This is a genomic window from Pseudomonas sp. M5A4_2d (assembly GCF_053345295.1).
Window position 1 is genome coordinate 461,681 of the sequence record NZ_JBKEZW010000002.1, and the last position, 14,484, is coordinate 476,164.

Consider the following 14,484-nt stretch of genomic DNA (forward strand, 5'->3'; position numbering starts at 1 on the left):
TTTCCGAGGTTGCAAACGAACTGTAGGAGCGAGCTTATGTGGGAGCCGGGCTTGCCCGCGATAGCCGATGCTTCGGTGTGTCCGTCACACCTTGGCGCTGCTATCGCAGGCAGCCAGCTCACTCACAAGCTTGCTCCTACAGGGGATCAGCGGTGTCGCTTACAGCTTGATCCAGGTCGACTTCAACTCGGTGTACTTGTCGAACGCATGCAGCGACTTGTCGCGACCGTTACCCGACTGCTTGAAGCCACCAAATGGCGCGGTCATGTCACCACCATCGTATTGGTTGACCCACACGCTACCGGCGCGCAGGGCCTTGGCGGTCAGGTGCGCCTTGGAGATGTCCGCCGTCCATACCGCTGCGGCCAGGCCGTATTGGGTGTCGTTGGCGATGGCGATGGCTTCTTCGGCACTGTCGAAGGTGATTACCGACAGGACGGGGCCAAAAATCTCTTCCTGAGCGATCTTCATGGCGTTGGTCACACCGTCAAAAATCGTCGGTTCCACGTAGGTACCGCCGGTTTCTTCCAGCGTGCGCTTGCCGCCCGCGACCAGTTTGGCGCCGTCGGCGTGGCCGGCTTCGATGTACGACAGCACGGTGTTCATCTGCTGGGTGTCCACCAGTGCGCCGACGTTAGTCGCCGGGTCCAGCGGGTTGCCCGGCTTCCAGCCCTTGAGGGCCTCAATCACCAGCGGCAGGAAGGTGTCCTTGATCGAACGCTCCACCAGCAGGCGCGAACCGGCGGTGCACACTTCGCCCTGGTTGAAGGCGATGGCGCCAGCGGCGGATTCGGCAGCGGCTTGCAAATCCGGCGCATCGGCAAACACGATGTTCGGGCTCTTGCCGCCGGCTTCCAGCCACACGCGCTTCATGTTCGACTCGCCGGAGCGAATCAACAGTTGCTTGGCAATCTTGGTGGAACCGGTGAACACCAGGGTGTCGACGTCCATGTGCAGCGCCAACGCGTTGCCCACGGTGTGGCCGTAGCCCGGCAGCACGTTGAGCACGCCTTTTGGAATACCGGCCTCAACGGCCAAAGCCGCGATTCGGATGGCGGTCAGCGGGGATTTTTCAGACGGCTTGAGGATCACCGAGTTACCGGTGGACAGCGCCGGGCCGAGTTTCCAGCAGGCCATCATCAACGGGAAGTTCCACGGCACGATCGCGCCGACAACACCGACCGGCTCGCGGGTCACCAGACCCAGTTGATCATGCGGGGTGGCGGCAACTTCGTCGTAGATCTTGTCGATAGCCTCGCCGCTCCAGCTGAGCGCATTGGCTGCGCCAGGCACGTCAATTTCCAGGGAGTCGGTGATCGGCTTGCCCATGTCCAGGGTTTCAAGCAGCGCAAGCTCTTCGGCATTGGCCTTGAGCAACGCGGCGAAACGGATCATGGTGGATTTGCGCTTGGCTGGCGCCAGGCGCGACCAGACACCGGAGTTGAACGTGGCGCGGGCATTCTCAACGGCACGCTGGGCGTCGGCGACGTCACAGCTCGCAACGGTGGCCAGCAGGCGGCCATCGACCGGGCTGATGCATTCGAACGTGTCACCGGAAACAGCGGCGGTGTACTCGCCATTGATATAGGCGCGGCCTTCGATTTTCAGGTCCTTGGCGCGTTGTTCCCAGTCGGCACGGGTCAGGGTGGTCATGCGAGTGTCCTCCTCTTATTGAATACAAGGGCCAGGTGATGTCCCCCGGCAGCCTCAAAGAATTCTTGCCCGGCCAGCCTGCTGTTCGGCTCAAGGCAGCTGCCACCCTAAACCAGCGGCTGGGGATGTTTCAATATATTTGACATAACGGCGGTAAACGCCCTTGCGATGTTCATTTTAATAAACATAGACTTTGGGCTCACCAACCCCAGGCCAGACGGGACACGCACATGAGCATCCAGGACATCGTCGACTTCAGCCAAGCCAACACCGCCCCAGACCGCTACCGTCCGGCCGCCGAGAAAATCCTCAAGGGCGATCCCGAACAAACCATCTACAACCACTACAACAGTCCGTGCGGCCAGATGAGCGCGGGCGTGTGGGAAGGTGAAGTCGGGCAGTGGAAGGTCCATTACACGGAGCATGAGTACTGCGAGATTGTGCAGGGTGTTTCCGTGTTGCGGGATGCCGACAGCAACGCCAAGACTTTGCGCGCCGGCGACCGCTTCGTGATCCCCGCCGGGTTCAGCGGCACCTGGGAAGTGCTGGAGCCGTGCCGCAAGATCTACGTGGTGTTCGAACAGAAAGCCTGATCAAGAAATCACAGGCAAAAAAAAGCCCGCATCGTGAGATACGGGCTTTTTTTCACAAGGAAGAAAATCAATTACTTGATTTTGCCTTCTTTGTAGATCACGTGCTTGCGAACGCGCGGGTCGAACATTTTCTTTTCGAGCTTGTCCGGGGTAGTACGCTTGTTCTTGTCGGTAGTGTAGAAGTGACCAGTACCGGCGCTAGAGATCATTCGAATCAATTCACGCATGATAAAGCTCCTTAGATCTTGCCAGCGGCGCGGATTTCGGCCAGCACGACAGTGATGCCACGCTTGTCGATGATACGCATGCCTTTGGCAGATACACGCAGGCGAACAAAACGTTTCTCTTCTTCAACCCAGAAGCGGTGATGCTGCAGGTTCGGCAGGAAACGACGACGGGTTTTGTTATTTGCGTGGGAAATGTTATTCCCAGTCACCGGACCCTTACCGGTAACTTGACAGACTCTCGACATGCCTCAGCCCTCTAAAACCACATGCCCAACCCGGCATGGGTTGGCCGCTTAATCTCTCAGTCATTTGGCGCCAGGCGCCGCGTTTCTTTAGGGTCTTACCGGCTACACCTACTAGCGAAGGAACCGGGCCCCTAGAAAAGAGCGCTGCTTTATACCAGAAAGACCCTAGTGCAACAACAGCCCGTGTGTTTTTACCGGCATAAATCTTGGCGACAGACGCCTGAACCGTTGCCAGGAGGGGCCGCTGTAACAGCCGACCGCTCGTCGCACAGAATGATTTACAGCGCCCCGCAGGCACAATGAAGTGCACGGCGAAACGCGCTGAGGCGCCATCAAAACAGCATTTGCGCCAAAAGCACAGGCAAAAATGGGCTAGTCATTTATCAAACAGACCACTACGGTAGGCTTTTTCCAGACTGCACTCGCAGATGGGCCTTCGATCTGCAAAGGAAACCGAATATGCGCCTCGCTGCCCTACCGCTATTGCTAGCCCCTCTATTTATCGCGCCGCTGGCCCAAGCCGCCACCAGTTTGAGCGTTTGCACCGAGGCCAGCCCCGAAGGGTTCGATGTGGTGCAGTACAACTCCCTGACCACCACCAATGCCTCCGCCGATGTACTGATGAATCGCCTGGTGGACTACGACGCCGTCAGCGGCAAGCTGGTGCCGAGCCTCGCAGACAGCTGGGAAGTGTCGCCGGATGGCCTGACCTATACCTTCAAGCTGCACCCGGGGGTTAAATTCCACCGCACCGACTATTTCACCCCGAGCCGCACCCTGACCGCCGAAGACGTGCGCTTCAGCTTTGAACGCATGCTCGACCCCGCCAACCCGTGGCACAAGATCGCCCAGAGCGGCTTCCCGCATGCGCAGTCTCTGCAACTGCCGACGCTGGTCAAGAAGATCGACGCCCTCGACCCGCTGACCGTGCGCTTCACCCTCGATCACGCCGACTCGACCTTCCTCGCCGCTCTCAGCATGGGTTTTGCCTCGATCTACCCGGCCGAGTACGCCGATAAACTGCTCAAGGCCGGTACGCCCGAAAAGCTCAACAGCCAACCGATCGGCACCGGACCGTTCGTTTTTGTGCGTTTCCAGAAAGATGCCGTCGTGCGTTACAAAGCCAACCCGGATTACTTCGCCGGCAAACCGGCTGTGGATAACTTGCTCTTCGCTATTACGCCGGATGCCAACGTGCGCCTGCAGAAACTGCACCGTGATGAGTGCCAGATCGCGCTGTCGCCCAAGCCGCTGGATGTGGGTGAAGCAGAGAAAGATCCCGCGCTCAAAGTAGAAAAAACCCCAGCCTTCATGACCGCATTCGTTGCGATCAATAGCCAGCACCCGCCGCTGGACAAGCCCGAAGTGCGGCAGGCGATCAACCTGGCCTTCGACAAGAACAGCTACCTGAAAGCCGTATTTGAAGGCACCGCCGAAGCAGCCAATGGCATTTACCCACCGAATACCTGGAGCTACGCCAAGGACTTGCCGGGTTATCCACAGGACATCGCCAAAGCCAAGGCGCTGTTGGACCGGGCCGGCCTCAAGAATGGTTTCAAGACCACCCTCTGGACTCGACCCACCGGAAGCCTGCTGAACCCCAACCCTAACCTGGGCGCACAGCTGTTGCAGGCGGACCTCGCCAAAATCGGCATCCAGGCAGAGATCCGTGTGATCGAGTGGGGCGAGCTGATTCGCCGCGCCAAAGCCGGTGAGCATGACCTGCTGTTCATGGGTTGGGCCGGCGATAACGGCGACCCGGATAACTTCCTGACCCCGCAATTCTCCTGCGCGGCAGTGAAATCCGGCACCAACTTCGCCCGCTACTGCGACCCAACCCTGGACAAACTGATCAGCGCCGGCAAGACCACCAGCGAGCAAGGTGTGCGCAGCAAGCTGTATCAACAGGCCCAGGCACAGATCCAGCAGCAGGCTTTATGGCTACCGCTTGCGCACCCTACGGCGTTCGCTCTGGCGCGCAAGAATGTCGAGGGATACCAGGTGAGCCCGTTTGGACGCCAGGACTTCTCCAAGGTCAGCGTCAAGCCTTGAAAACCTGCCCCGCCCTAATGGGGCGGGGCTACATCCACCCATATTCCGCCATCGACAGCGGGTCACCGTCGCCCACAATGATGTGATCCAGCACCCGCACATCCACGACTTCCAACGCCTTTTGCAGCAACTTGGTTAATTTTCGATCAGCCGCACTCGGCTCGACACTCCCTGATGGATGGTTATGGCACAGGATCAACGCTGCCGCGTTGTATGCAAGCGCACGCTTGACCACCTGGCGGGGGTAAACGATGGCGGTGTCGATGGTGCCCTCAAACAACGCCTCGAAGCCCAGCACACGATGTTTTGAGTCGAGAAACAGGCAGCCGAAGATCTCGTGGGGCTCATGACGTAAGAGCGCCTTGAGGTAGTCACGCACGGCCAGCGGACTCTCCAATACCGAATCGCTACGCAGGCGCTCGGCCAGGTGGCGCCGGGACATTTCCAGCACCGCCTGCAACTGTGCAAACTTCGCCGGCCCCAACCCCAAATGCTGGATGAACAGCGTCTGGCTGGCCTCCAACAACGGTCGAAGGCCGCCGAATTGCGCCAAGAGATGGCGCGCCAGATCCACCGCACTTCTGCCCGAAACCCCAGTGCGCAGGAAGATTGCCAACAACTCGGCATCGGACAGACTCGCCGCGCCCCACTCCAAAAGTTTCTCCCGTGGACGTTCAGCCACAGGCCAATCGCGAATACTCATCCCACCTCCGTGTGCATGTGCGCCGCTGTTGCCCGACGGTCGCTGTGTTATCTTAAGCCCTCTTTTTTGCGTGCGATTTCACCTGGGGAGGGGGCATCGCAGGCGTCACTGAACTGGCATCACTGAACTGGAAAGGCAAACCAATGCAGCGTCTGTATCGGAAACGCATCGTTCTCGGCGTCGGCGGCGGCATTGCCGCCTACAAGAGCGCAGAGCTGGTTCGCAGGCTCCTGGACCAAGGCGCCGAAGTGCGCGTGGTCATGACACGCGGTGGCAGTGAGTTCATCACCCCACTGACCATGCAAGCCCTGTCCGGCCACCCGGTTCACCTGGACCTGCTGGACCCGGCGGCCGAAGCCGCCATGGGCCATATCGAGCTGGCCAAATGGGCTGACCTGGTGCTGATCGCCCCAGCCACTGCCGACCTGATCGCGCGCCTGGCCCAAGGCATTGCCGATGACCTGCTGACCACACTGGTACTGGCCACCGACGCTACCGTCGCCATCGCTCCGGCCATGAACCAGGCCATGTGGCGCGACCCGGCCACCCAGGCCAACACCCAGCTCCTGCAAAGCCGCGGCCTCAAGGTGTTCGGCCCGGCCTCCGGCAGCCAGGCCTGCGGCGATGTGGGCATGGGCCGCATGCTCGAAGCCACCGACCTGGCGCAGTGCGCCGCAGAGTGCTTCCAGCACCTGGCACTCACCGGCAAACATGTACTGATCACCGCTGGCCCGACCCAGGAAAACATCGACCCGGTGCGTTACATCACCAACCATAGCTCAGGAAAAATGGGCTTTGCCTTGGCCGAAGCCGCGGTTGAGGCAGGCGCACGCGTCACCCTCATCACCGGTCCGGTGCACTTGCCAACCCCCGATCGCGTCACGCGAATCGACGTAGTCAGCGCCAGGGACATGTTGGCGGCCTGTGAAGCAGCCATTCCCTGCGACCTGTTTATCGCCTCGGCAGCGGTTGCAGACTACCGCCCGGAAGTCGTCGCCCCGCAAAAGCTTAAGAAAGACCCTACAAGCGGCGACGGCCTGCTCCTGCAAATGGTGCGCAACCCGGACATTCTGGCGACCATCGCCACCCGCCCGGACCGGCCATTCAGTGTCGGCTTCGCCGCCGAGACCGAGCACCTGCTCGACTATGCCGCACGCAAATTGAAAGACAAAAACCTCGACCTGATCGTTGCCAATGATGTCGCCAACCCGAGCATCGGCTTCAACAGTGAGGAAAATGCTATCAGCGTGATCGACCGCGGGTTGCACGCCACCGTTTTCGCCCAGACCAGCAAAGGCAAGATTGCCCGCCAACTGATCTCATTTATCGCCCAACGGCTGAACCAGGTTTAATTTACATGCACGCTTTGCAAGCCAAGATCCTCGACCCACGCATCGGCAACGAATTCCCGCTGCCGGCCTACGCCACACCGGGCTCCGCCGGCCTGGACCTGCGCGCCATGCTCAAGCAGGACACGGTCCTTGAGCCGGGCCAGACCCTCCTCATCCCTACCGGCCTGTCGATCTACATCGGCGACCCTGGCCTGGCGGCGTTGATCCTGCCGCGCTCCGGCCTGGGTCACAAACACGGCATCGTGCTGGGCAACCTCGTGGGCCTGATCGACTCGGATTACCAGGGCGAACTGATGGTGTCGTGCTGGAACCGAGGCAACACCGCGTTCAACATCGCCGTCGGCGAGCGCATCGCCCAATTGGTGCTGGTGCCGGTGGTACAGGCGCACTTCGAACTGGTACAGGAGTTCGACGAGACTCAACGCGGCGCAGGTGGTTTTGGGCATTCCGGCAGCCACTGACTAAGCTGAATCTTGCCGGACGCAGTTGTCCGGCAAGACGCCACCGCATGGCTATTCAGGATGAAGAATGCGCGGATTTATTCAGCGAGATTTCTATAACAAAATCAAAAGGTTACGCGACAGACCAAACGGAGCCAGCACTCCGATGGCACTTTTACACCACGAACTCTCTGCCGAAAACGCCGTCTTACCCTTCAGTTTGAGCCTGCCGGTCAGCCACTTTAAGGCCAGCCTTGCCCCCTTCAGATGGAGTTTCCCCCCGCGATGAGTACCGCAGCCCGAGTAGCCCCGACATTCCCCGACAGCATCTTTCGCGCCTACGACATTCGTGGCGTGGTGCCCAAGACCCTGACCGCCGAAACCGCCTACTGGATCGGTCGCGCCATTGGCTCCCAGAGCCTGGCCCAGGGCGAGCCCAATGTTTCGGTAGGCCGTGACGGCCGCTTGTCCGGCCCGGAGCTGGTGGAACAGCTGATCCAGGGCCTGGCCGACAGCGGCTGCCACGTCAGTGACGTCGGCCTGGTGCCAACGCCTGCGCTGTACTACGCCGCCAACGTACTGGCCGGCAAGTCCGGGGTGATGCTCACCGGCAGCCATAACCCGTCGGACTACAACGGCTTCAAGATCGTCATCGCCGGCGACACCCTGGCCAACGAACAGATCCAGGCCCTGCACAACCGCCTGAAGAACAACGACCTGACCAGCGGTAAAGGCAGCATTACCCAAGTCGACATCCTTCAACGCTACTCCGACCAAATCACCGGCGACGTCAAACTCGCACGCCGCCTGAAAGTGGTAGTGGACTGTGGCAACGGCGCAGCCGGCGTGATCGCCCCGCAGCTGCTCGAAGCCCTGAACTGCGAAATCATCCCGCTGTTCTGCGACGTTGACGGCAACTTCCCCAACCACCACCCGGACCCGGGCAAACCTGAAAACCTGGTGGACCTGATCGCCAAGGTCAAGGAAACCGGTGCCGACGTGGGCCTGGCCTTCGACGGTGACGGCGATCGCGTCGGCGTGGTGACCAACACCGGCGAGAACGTCTTCGCAGACCGCCTGCTGATGCTGTTCGCCCGTGACGTGGTGGCGCGCAATCCGAATGCCGAAATCATCTTCGACGTGAAATGCACCCGCCGCCTCACCCCGCTGATCAAGGAATACGGGGGCCGCCCACTAATGTGGAAGACCGGTCACTCGTTGATCAAAAAGAAAATGAAGGAAACCGGTGCGCTATTGGCCGGCGAAATGAGCGGCCACGTGTTCTTCAAGGAGCGCTGGTTCGGGTTTGACGACGGCATTTACAGCGCCGCCCGTCTGCTGGAGATCCTCAGCAAGGAAAAATCCACGGCGCAGGAGCTGTTTCAGACCTTCCCGAATGATATTTCTACGCCAGAGATCAATATCCATGTGACCGAGGAGAGCAAATTCAGCATCATTGACGCACTGCACGATGCGCAATGGGGTGAAGGCGCCAACCTGACCACCATTGATGGTGTGCGAGTCGATTACGCCAAAGGCTGGGGCCTGGTTCGCGCGTCCAACACCACACCGGTGCTGGTCCTGCGCTTCGAGGCGGATACCGAGGCTGAGTTGCAGCGCATCAAGGACGTGTTCCACGCCCAGTTGAAACGTGTTGCCCCTGATCTCCAATTACCGTTCTGATTTTTTTACCGGAGCCCTGAATGACCCTCGAACGCGAAGCCGCTGCCAATACTGCCAAGGTCCTGTCCGAAGCGTTGCCTTACATTCGACGCTACGTCGGCAAGACGCTGGTGATCAAGTACGGCGGCAATGCCATGGAAAGCGAGGAGCTGAAAACCGGCTTTGCCCGCGACATCGTGTTGATGAAAGCTGTCGGGATCAACCCGGTAGTCGTGCACGGCGGCGGCCCGCAAATCGGCGATTTGCTCAAGCGCTTGTCGATCGAGAGTCACTTCATTGATGGCATGCGCGTCACGGACGCGCAGACCATGGACGTGGTGGAGATGGTCCTCGGCGGCCAGGTGAACAAGGACATCGTCAACCTGATCAACCGTCATGGCGGCAGCGCCATCGGCCTGACCGGCAAGGACGCGGAGCTGATTCGCGCGAAAAAACTGACTGTTACCCGTCAGACGCCGGAAATGACCCAGCCGGAAATCATCGACATCGGCCAGGTAGGCGAAGTCATCGGGATCAACACCGACCTGCTGAACCTGCTGGTCAAAGGCGACTTCATCCCGGTGATCGCGCCGATCGGCGTGGGTGCCAACGGTGAGTCCTACAACATCAACGCCGACCTGGTGGCCGGCAAGGTGGCCGAGGCGCTGAAAGCTGAAAAGCTGATGCTGCTGACCAACATCGCCGGCCTGATGGACAAGGAAGGCAAGGTGTTGACCGGCCTGACAACCCAACAGGTGGACGAGTTGATCGCCGACGGCACGATCTACGGCGGCATGCTGCCGAAGATTCGTTGCGCGCTGGAAGCAGTGCAAGGCGGCGTCGGCAGCTCGCTGATCCTGGATGGCCGGGTACCGAATGCGATCCTGCTGGAAATCTTCACCGATACCGGTGTGGGCACGCTGATCAGCAATCGCAAGCGCCCTTAAACGCTGCAAACGAAAAGGCCCCGCTCAATCAGATTGAGCGGGGCCTTTTTTGTGAGGGCTTCAAAGTGGAATGCAATCCAATGTGGGAGCGGGCTTGCTCGCGAATGCGGTGGGTCAGTCACTGAATATGTTTCTGAACCACCGCTTTCGCGAGCAAGCCCGCTCCCACACAAGCCCTCTCACACAGAGAAATCAGTGTCAGACGCCGAACTGCTCGCGGTACGCCTTGACCGCCGGCAAATGCTGCTTGAGCTGCGGGTCATCTTCCAGGAACTGCAACACCTGGTTCAACGACACGATGCTCACCACCGGAATGCCGAAATCACGTTCAACTTCCTGGATCGCCGACAACTCACCGTTGCCGCGCTCCTGGCGGTTCAATGCGATCAGCACGCCGGCCGCCTTGGCGCCCTCCTGGGAAGCGATGATCTGCATCACTTCACGGATCGCGGTACCGGCAGTGATCACGTCGTCGATAATCAGCACGTCGCCTTTAAGCGGAGCACCCACCAGGCTGCCGCCTTCGCCATGGGCCTTGGCCTCTTTGCGGTTGAAACACCATGGCAGATCAAGCCCATGATGTTCAGCCAACGCCACGGCAGTCGCGGCCGCCAGCGGGATGCCCTTGTAGGCCGGACCAAACAATACGTCGAAGGAAATACCGCTTTCAACGATGGCCGCCGCGTAGAAACGACCCAGCTGAGCCAGGGCCGAGCCCGAGTTGAACAAGCCGGCATTGAAGAAGTAGGGGCTGGTGCGCCCGGACTTCAGAGTGAACTCACCGAAGCGCAAAACGCCGCGATCGATGGCAAAACGAATGAAATCGCGTTGATACGCCTGCATGAAAAAAGCCTCAGATACCACGGATTTAGCTAATTAGGTAGACGGCGTGTATCATACACGCACGCGATTTTTGGGGCCATTTATGCGGATCATCAGTGTGAACGTCAATGGTATTCAGGCTGCAGTCGAGCGTGGTTTGCTCAGTTGGCTGCAAGCACAGAATGCCGACGTCATCTGCCTGCAGGACACCCGCGCCTCCGCCTTTGAACTGGACGACCCAGCCTTCCAACTGGATGGCTACTTCCTTTATGCCTGCGATGCCGAAGTGCCCACCCAAGGTGGTGTGGCTTTGTACTCGCGGTTGCAACCCAAGGCGGTCATCAGCGGCCTCGGCTTCGAGACAGCCGACCGCTACGGGCGCTACCTGCAAGCCGATTTCGACAAGGTCAGCATCGCGACCTTGCTGCTCCCTTCGGGGCAGAACGGCGATGAAGACTTGAACCAGAAGTTCAAGCTAATGGACGATTTCGCCCGTTATCTGGATAAACAGCGACGCAAACGTCGCGAGTACATTTACTGTGGCTCGCTGTACGTGGCGCAACAGAAGCTGGATATCAAGAACTGGCGCGACAGCCAGCAATCCCCGGGTTTCCTGGCACCAGAACGTGCCTGGATGGACGAGATTGTCGGCAACATGGGCTATGTTGATGCCCTGCGCGAAGTCAGCCGTGAAGGCGACCAGTACAGCTGGTGGCCAGATAACGAACAGGCTGAGATGCTCAACCTGGGTTGGCGTTTCGACTACCAGTTGCTGACCCCAGGTCTGCGCCGGTTTGTTCGCAGCGCACGCCTGCCGCGCCAGCCACGCTTTTCGCAGCACGCACCACTGATCGTGGACTACGACTGGACACTGACCATCTGAGGTCTTTCCCAGGCACAAAAAAACCGACATCGCTGTCGGTTTTTTTGTGGATGCCTGTCGGCTGAACCCGCGTTATTTGACCACGCGCCAGGTCAAGGGATAGCGATAGGCGATCCCTTTGTTGGCTTTGATCGCACCGATGATCGTCAGCACGATGGTGGCGATTGCCAGCGCAAACATCAGGAAAAAACCGATGACCGCGAAAGCCAGCACGATGCAAGCCATCCAGGCGATGGCCACAGTGATCTGGAAATTCAAGGCTTCCTTACCCTGATCATCAATGAACGGGTCCACTTCCTTTTTCATCTGCCACAGGATCAGCGGCCCTACGACGCTGCCGAAGGGGAACACAAACCCCAGAAACGCCGCCAAATGACACAACATGGCTCCCTGACGGACTTCGTAGGAAGGCGTAGGCACGGGTAGTTGGCTGTCATTCATGGCGTTTCTCCTTGAAGCCGACTCAGTCAGCCAGTGCGGCGTTCTGCAGCTCGAAAATTTCGGTCATGCCTTTCTGGGCCAGGGCCAGCATGGCGTTCAGGTCGGCCGGCTGGAATGGCGCGCCTTCGGCGGTGCCCTGCACTTCGATGAAACCACCGGTGCTGGTCATCACCACGTTCAGGTCGGTCTCGGCAGCCGAGTCTTCCAGGTAGTCCAGGTCCAGCACAGGCTCGCCCTGGTACATGCCGACCGACACCGCAGCAATCATCTGCTTGAGTGGGTCGCCGCCCTTAAGGCCGCCGCGCTTCTTGATCACTTTCAGTGCATCGACCAGGGCCACCATGGCGCCGGTGATGGAAGCGGTGCGCGTGCCGCCGTCAGCCTGGATCACGTCGCAATCGACGTACAGGGTGACATCGCCCAGCTTGGACATGTCCAGGGCGGCACGCAGGGAGCGACCGATCAAACGCTGGATTTCCAGAGTACGGCCGCCTTGCTTGCCGCGGCTGGCTTCACGCTGGTTACGCTCGCCGGTGGCGCGCGGCAGCATGCCGTACTCGGCAGTCAACCAACCCTGGCCCTGGCCCTTGAGGAAACGCGGCACGCCGTTTTCGACGCTGACGGTGCAGATAACCTTGGTATCGCCAAACTCGACCAGTACAGATCCCTCGGCGTGTTTGGTGTAGTTGCGGGTGATGCGGATCGAGCGGAGCTGATCGGCAGCGCGACCACTTGGACGTTTCATAGGGGATACCTGTACGGAGGACGAAAAACTGCCGAGCATTATAGAGCCGCGAACCGATTCGGGGCACTTCTAAAAAATTCGGTTACGAATGGCTAGCCTATTGCCCATTGTTTGGGCGCGCTCGCCCCACTGCGCTACAATCCTGCGCCTTCGCAGCCTGTCGGCTTCAATTTACCCATCAGTCCGCATTTGTGGGACTGCATCGCGAGGTACCTCCATGGTGCACAGCATGACCGCCTTCGCCCGCGTCGAAAAAGCCGGCGTCCAAGGCACCCTGAGCTGGGAACTGCGCTCGGTCAACAGCCGCTACCTGGAGCCGCACCTGCGCCTGCCCGAGTCCTTCCGTGACCTCGAAGGCGCCGTGCGTGAAGCGCTGCGCCAGGGCATCTCCCGTGGCAAGCTGGAATGCACCCTGCGCTTTACCGAGGAAACCACCGGCAAGCCACTGCAAGTTGACCGCGACCGCGCCGCGCAACTGGTTGCCGCCGCCGAAACCATCGCCGGCCTGATCAAGCAGCCCGCCGCACTCAACCCTCTGGAAGTGCTGGCCTGGCCCGGTGTACTCGTGGCCGACGCCGCCGACCCGCAAGCCCTCAACGCCGAAGCCCTCGCCCTGTTCACGCAGGGCTTGAAGGAGCTCAAGGCCGGTCGCGAGCGTGAAGGCGCCGAACTGGCCCGCCTGATCAACGAGCGCCTGACTTCGATCGAAGCCGACGTAGTCACCCTGCGCGAGCTGGTGCCGCAGATGCTCGCCACCCAACGCCAGAAGGTCCTCGACCGCTTCACCGACATGAAGGCCGACCTCGACCCGGTGCGCCTGGAGCAGGAAATGGTCCTGCTGGCACAGAAGAGTGACGTGGCCGAAGAGCTCGACCGCCTGAGCACCCACATCCTCGAAGTGCGCCGCGTGCTCAAGTCCGCCGGTGCCGCCGGTCGGCGCCTGGACTTCCTGATGCAGGAACTCAACCGCGAAGCCAATACACTGGGCTCCAAGGCGTTTGATCCGCGCAGCACCACGGCCGCGGTCAACCTCAAGGTGTTGATCGAGCAGATGCGCGAACAAGTACAGAATATTGAGTAAGGCAACCTCCATGACCCACAGCACCGGCACCCTTTACATCATTTCCGCCCCTTCGGGCGCGGGCAAGAGCAGCCTGGTCAAGGCCCTGACCGACGCTGACGAGCAAATCCGCATCTCGGTCTCGCACACCACTCGCGCCATGCGCCCGGGTGAAGTAAACGGCGTGCACTATCACTTCGTCGAGCGCACCGAGTTCGTGAAGATGATCGAACACGGCGACTTCCTTGAGCGTGCCGAAGTCTTCGGCAACCTCTACGGCACCTCGCAAAGCCATTTGCAGCAGACCCTGGACGAAGGCCACGACCTGATCCTGGAAATCGACTGGCAAGGCGCTGAGCAAGTGCGTCAGTTGATGCCCAAGGCGCGCTCGATCTTCATCCTGCCGCCGTCGCTCGAAGCGTTGCACCAGCGTCTGACCAACCGTGGCCAGGACAGCGACGAGATCATCGAAGGCCGCATGCGTGAAGCCGTCAGCGAAATGAGCCACTACGTCGACTACGACTACCTGATCATCAACGACGATTTTGCGCATGCCCTGGACGATTTGAAGGCGATTTTTCGCACCAATCAGCTCCAGCAAAAGCGCCAACAACAGCGTTTCGGTAAATTATTGGCCGAACTGCTCGGTTGATTGGCTC

At 59.9% G+C, this 14,484-nt stretch carries 15 protein-coding genes and 1 pseudogene; 9 read left to right on the forward strand and 7 right to left on the reverse strand.

The window, feature by feature from the left end:
* Nucleotides 1–159 precede the first annotated feature (159 nt).
* Nucleotides 160–1,653 carry an aldehyde dehydrogenase gene (locus ACLBW8_RS09140; RefSeq protein WP_064454716.1) on the reverse strand — a complete coding sequence of 498 codons (1,494 nt, stop codon included), beginning with the start codon at nucleotides 1,651–1,653 and terminating at the stop codon, nucleotides 160–162.
* Nucleotides 1,654–1,883: 230 nt separating this feature from the next.
* Here ACLBW8_RS09140 and ACLBW8_RS09145 point away from each other — a divergent pair, with 230 nt between their 5' ends.
* Nucleotides 1,884–2,246, forward strand: a complete 363-nt coding sequence (locus ACLBW8_RS09145; RefSeq protein WP_447805205.1) for a cupin domain-containing protein — start codon at nucleotides 1,884–1,886, stop codon at nucleotides 2,244–2,246.
* A 71-nt stretch (nucleotides 2,247–2,317) separates the two neighbouring features.
* On the opposite strand, the gene rpmG is transcribed toward ACLBW8_RS09145, so the two are convergent.
* Nucleotides 2,318–2,473 carry a 50S ribosomal protein L33 gene (rpmG, locus tag ACLBW8_RS09150; protein ID WP_003176906.1) on the reverse strand — a complete coding sequence of 52 codons (156 nt, stop codon included), beginning with the start codon at nucleotides 2,471–2,473 and terminating at the stop codon, nucleotides 2,318–2,320.
* Nucleotides 2,474–2,484: 11 nt separating this feature from the next.
* Nucleotides 2,485–2,718 (reverse strand): 50S ribosomal protein L28, encoded by a 234-nt coding sequence (gene rpmB / locus ACLBW8_RS09155; protein ID WP_003176907.1) that lies wholly within the window; start codon nucleotides 2,716–2,718, stop codon nucleotides 2,485–2,487.
* Nucleotides 2,719–3,177: 459 nt separating this feature from the next.
* Between rpmB and ACLBW8_RS09160 the strand changes: the two genes are divergently transcribed.
* Complete coding sequence (locus tag ACLBW8_RS09160) at nucleotides 3,178–4,770, forward strand: ABC transporter substrate-binding protein (RefSeq protein ID WP_432751370.1); 1,593 nt, start codon at nucleotides 3,178–3,180, stop codon at nucleotides 4,768–4,770.
* A gap of 28 nt (nucleotides 4,771–4,798) precedes the next feature.
* Here the strand turns inward: ACLBW8_RS09160 and radC are convergent, their stop codons facing one another.
* On the reverse strand, nucleotides 4,799–5,473 hold the full coding sequence (gene radC / locus ACLBW8_RS09165; protein ID WP_064454719.1) for a RadC family protein: 675 nt from the start codon (nucleotides 5,471–5,473) through the stop codon (nucleotides 4,799–4,801).
* Between the two features lie 143 nt (nucleotides 5,474–5,616).
* On the opposite strand from radC, the gene coaBC reads away from it, so the two are divergent.
* The 4 genes and pseudogenes from coaBC (at nucleotide 5,617) to argB (ending at nucleotide 9,874) form a co-directional block, all read left to right on the forward strand.
* Nucleotides 5,617–6,825 carry a bifunctional phosphopantothenoylcysteine decarboxylase/phosphopantothenate--cysteine ligase CoaBC gene (coaBC, locus tag ACLBW8_RS09170; RefSeq protein WP_447805206.1) on the forward strand — a complete coding sequence of 403 codons (1,209 nt, stop codon included), beginning with the start codon at nucleotides 5,617–5,619 and terminating at the stop codon, nucleotides 6,823–6,825.
* Nucleotides 6,826–6,830: 5 nt separating this feature from the next.
* Complete coding sequence (gene dut / locus ACLBW8_RS09175) at nucleotides 6,831–7,286, forward strand: dUTP diphosphatase (RefSeq protein WP_447805207.1); 456 nt, start codon at nucleotides 6,831–6,833, stop codon at nucleotides 7,284–7,286.
* A gap of 240 nt (nucleotides 7,287–7,526) precedes the next feature.
* Nucleotides 7,527–8,948, forward strand: a pseudogene (locus tag ACLBW8_RS09180) (phosphomannomutase/phosphoglucomutase); the annotation flags it as partial.
* Nucleotides 8,949–8,968: 20 nt separating this feature from the next.
* Entirely contained in the window at nucleotides 8,969–9,874 is a 906-nt protein-coding gene (argB, locus tag ACLBW8_RS09185; protein WP_017735763.1) for an acetylglutamate kinase, read from the forward strand.
* 198 nt (nucleotides 9,875–10,072) lie between these two features.
* Here argB and pyrE read toward each other — a convergent pair whose 3' ends face one another.
* Nucleotides 10,073–10,717, reverse strand: a complete 645-nt coding sequence (pyrE, locus tag ACLBW8_RS09190) for an orotate phosphoribosyltransferase (protein WP_053258663.1) — start codon at nucleotides 10,715–10,717, stop codon at nucleotides 10,073–10,075.
* Between the two features lie 82 nt (nucleotides 10,718–10,799).
* On the opposite strand from pyrE, the gene ACLBW8_RS09195 reads away from it, so the two are divergent.
* On the forward strand, nucleotides 10,800–11,579 hold the full coding sequence (locus ACLBW8_RS09195; RefSeq protein ID WP_003195493.1) for an exodeoxyribonuclease III: 780 nt from the start codon (nucleotides 10,800–10,802) through the stop codon (nucleotides 11,577–11,579).
* A 72-nt stretch (nucleotides 11,580–11,651) separates the two neighbouring features.
* Here ACLBW8_RS09195 and ACLBW8_RS09200 read toward each other — a convergent pair whose 3' ends face one another.
* Both ACLBW8_RS09200 and rph read right to left on the reverse strand, forming a co-directional pair.
* Nucleotides 11,652–12,020, reverse strand: coding sequence for a DUF4870 domain-containing protein (locus ACLBW8_RS09200; protein ID WP_064454724.1), 369 nt, complete (start codon nucleotides 12,018–12,020; stop codon nucleotides 11,652–11,654).
* 22 nt (nucleotides 12,021–12,042) lie between these two features.
* On the reverse strand, nucleotides 12,043–12,765 hold the full coding sequence (rph, locus tag ACLBW8_RS09205) for a ribonuclease PH (protein WP_003213280.1): 723 nt from the start codon (nucleotides 12,763–12,765) through the stop codon (nucleotides 12,043–12,045).
* A 217-nt stretch (nucleotides 12,766–12,982) separates the two neighbouring features.
* Between rph and ACLBW8_RS09210 the strand changes: the two genes are divergently transcribed.
* Together ACLBW8_RS09210 and gmk are read left to right on the forward strand one after the other, a co-directional pair.
* Nucleotides 12,983–13,846, forward strand: a complete 864-nt coding sequence (locus ACLBW8_RS09210; RefSeq protein WP_064454725.1) for a YicC/YloC family endoribonuclease — start codon at nucleotides 12,983–12,985, stop codon at nucleotides 13,844–13,846.
* 10 nt (nucleotides 13,847–13,856) lie between these two features.
* Nucleotides 13,857–14,477 (forward strand): guanylate kinase, encoded by a 621-nt coding sequence (gene gmk, locus ACLBW8_RS09215; RefSeq protein ID WP_010168203.1) that lies wholly within the window; start codon nucleotides 13,857–13,859, stop codon nucleotides 14,475–14,477.
* Nucleotides 14,478–14,484 lie beyond the last annotated feature (7 nt).

Bases quoted from the DNA above. Each gene is read 5' to 3' on its own strand.
- argB (WP_017735763.1), top strand. From the start codon at position 8,969: ATGACCCTCGAACGCGAAGCCGCTGCCAATACTGCCAAGGTCCTGTCC.
- rpmB (WP_003176907.1), bottom strand. From the start codon at position 2,718: ATGTCGAGAGTCTGTCAAGTTACCGGTAAGGGTCCGGTGACTGGGAAT.
- ACLBW8_RS09195 (WP_003195493.1), top strand. From the start codon at position 10,800: ATGCGGATCATCAGTGTGAACGTCAATGGTATTCAGGCTGCAGTCGAG.
- rph (WP_003213280.1), bottom strand. From the start codon at position 12,765: ATGAAACGTCCAAGTGGTCGCGCTGCCGATCAGCTCCGCTCGATCCGC.
- ACLBW8_RS09140 (WP_064454716.1), bottom strand. From the start codon at position 1,653: ATGACCACCCTGACCCGTGCCGACTGGGAACAACGCGCCAAGGACCTG.
- ACLBW8_RS09145 (WP_447805205.1), top strand. From the start codon at position 1,884: ATGAGCATCCAGGACATCGTCGACTTCAGCCAAGCCAACACCGCCCCA.
- ACLBW8_RS09160 (WP_432751370.1), top strand. From the start codon at position 3,178: ATGCGCCTCGCTGCCCTACCGCTATTGCTAGCCCCTCTATTTATCGCG.
- ACLBW8_RS09210 (WP_064454725.1), top strand. From the start codon at position 12,983: ATGGTGCACAGCATGACCGCCTTCGCCCGCGTCGAAAAAGCCGGCGTC.
- gmk (WP_010168203.1), top strand. From the start codon at position 13,857: ATGACCCACAGCACCGGCACCCTTTACATCATTTCCGCCCCTTCGGGC.
- coaBC (WP_447805206.1), top strand. From the start codon at position 5,617: ATGCAGCGTCTGTATCGGAAACGCATCGTTCTCGGCGTCGGCGGCGGC.
- pyrE (WP_053258663.1), bottom strand. From the start codon at position 10,717: ATGCAGGCGTATCAACGCGATTTCATTCGTTTTGCCATCGATCGCGGC.
- ACLBW8_RS09200 (WP_064454724.1), bottom strand. From the start codon at position 12,020: ATGAATGACAGCCAACTACCCGTGCCTACGCCTTCCTACGAAGTCCGT.
- rpmG (WP_003176906.1), bottom strand. From the start codon at position 2,473: ATGCGTGAATTGATTCGAATGATCTCTAGCGCCGGTACTGGTCACTTC.
- dut (WP_447805207.1), top strand. From the start codon at position 6,831: ATGCACGCTTTGCAAGCCAAGATCCTCGACCCACGCATCGGCAACGAA.
- radC (WP_064454719.1), bottom strand. From the start codon at position 5,473: ATGAGTATTCGCGATTGGCCTGTGGCTGAACGTCCACGGGAGAAACTT.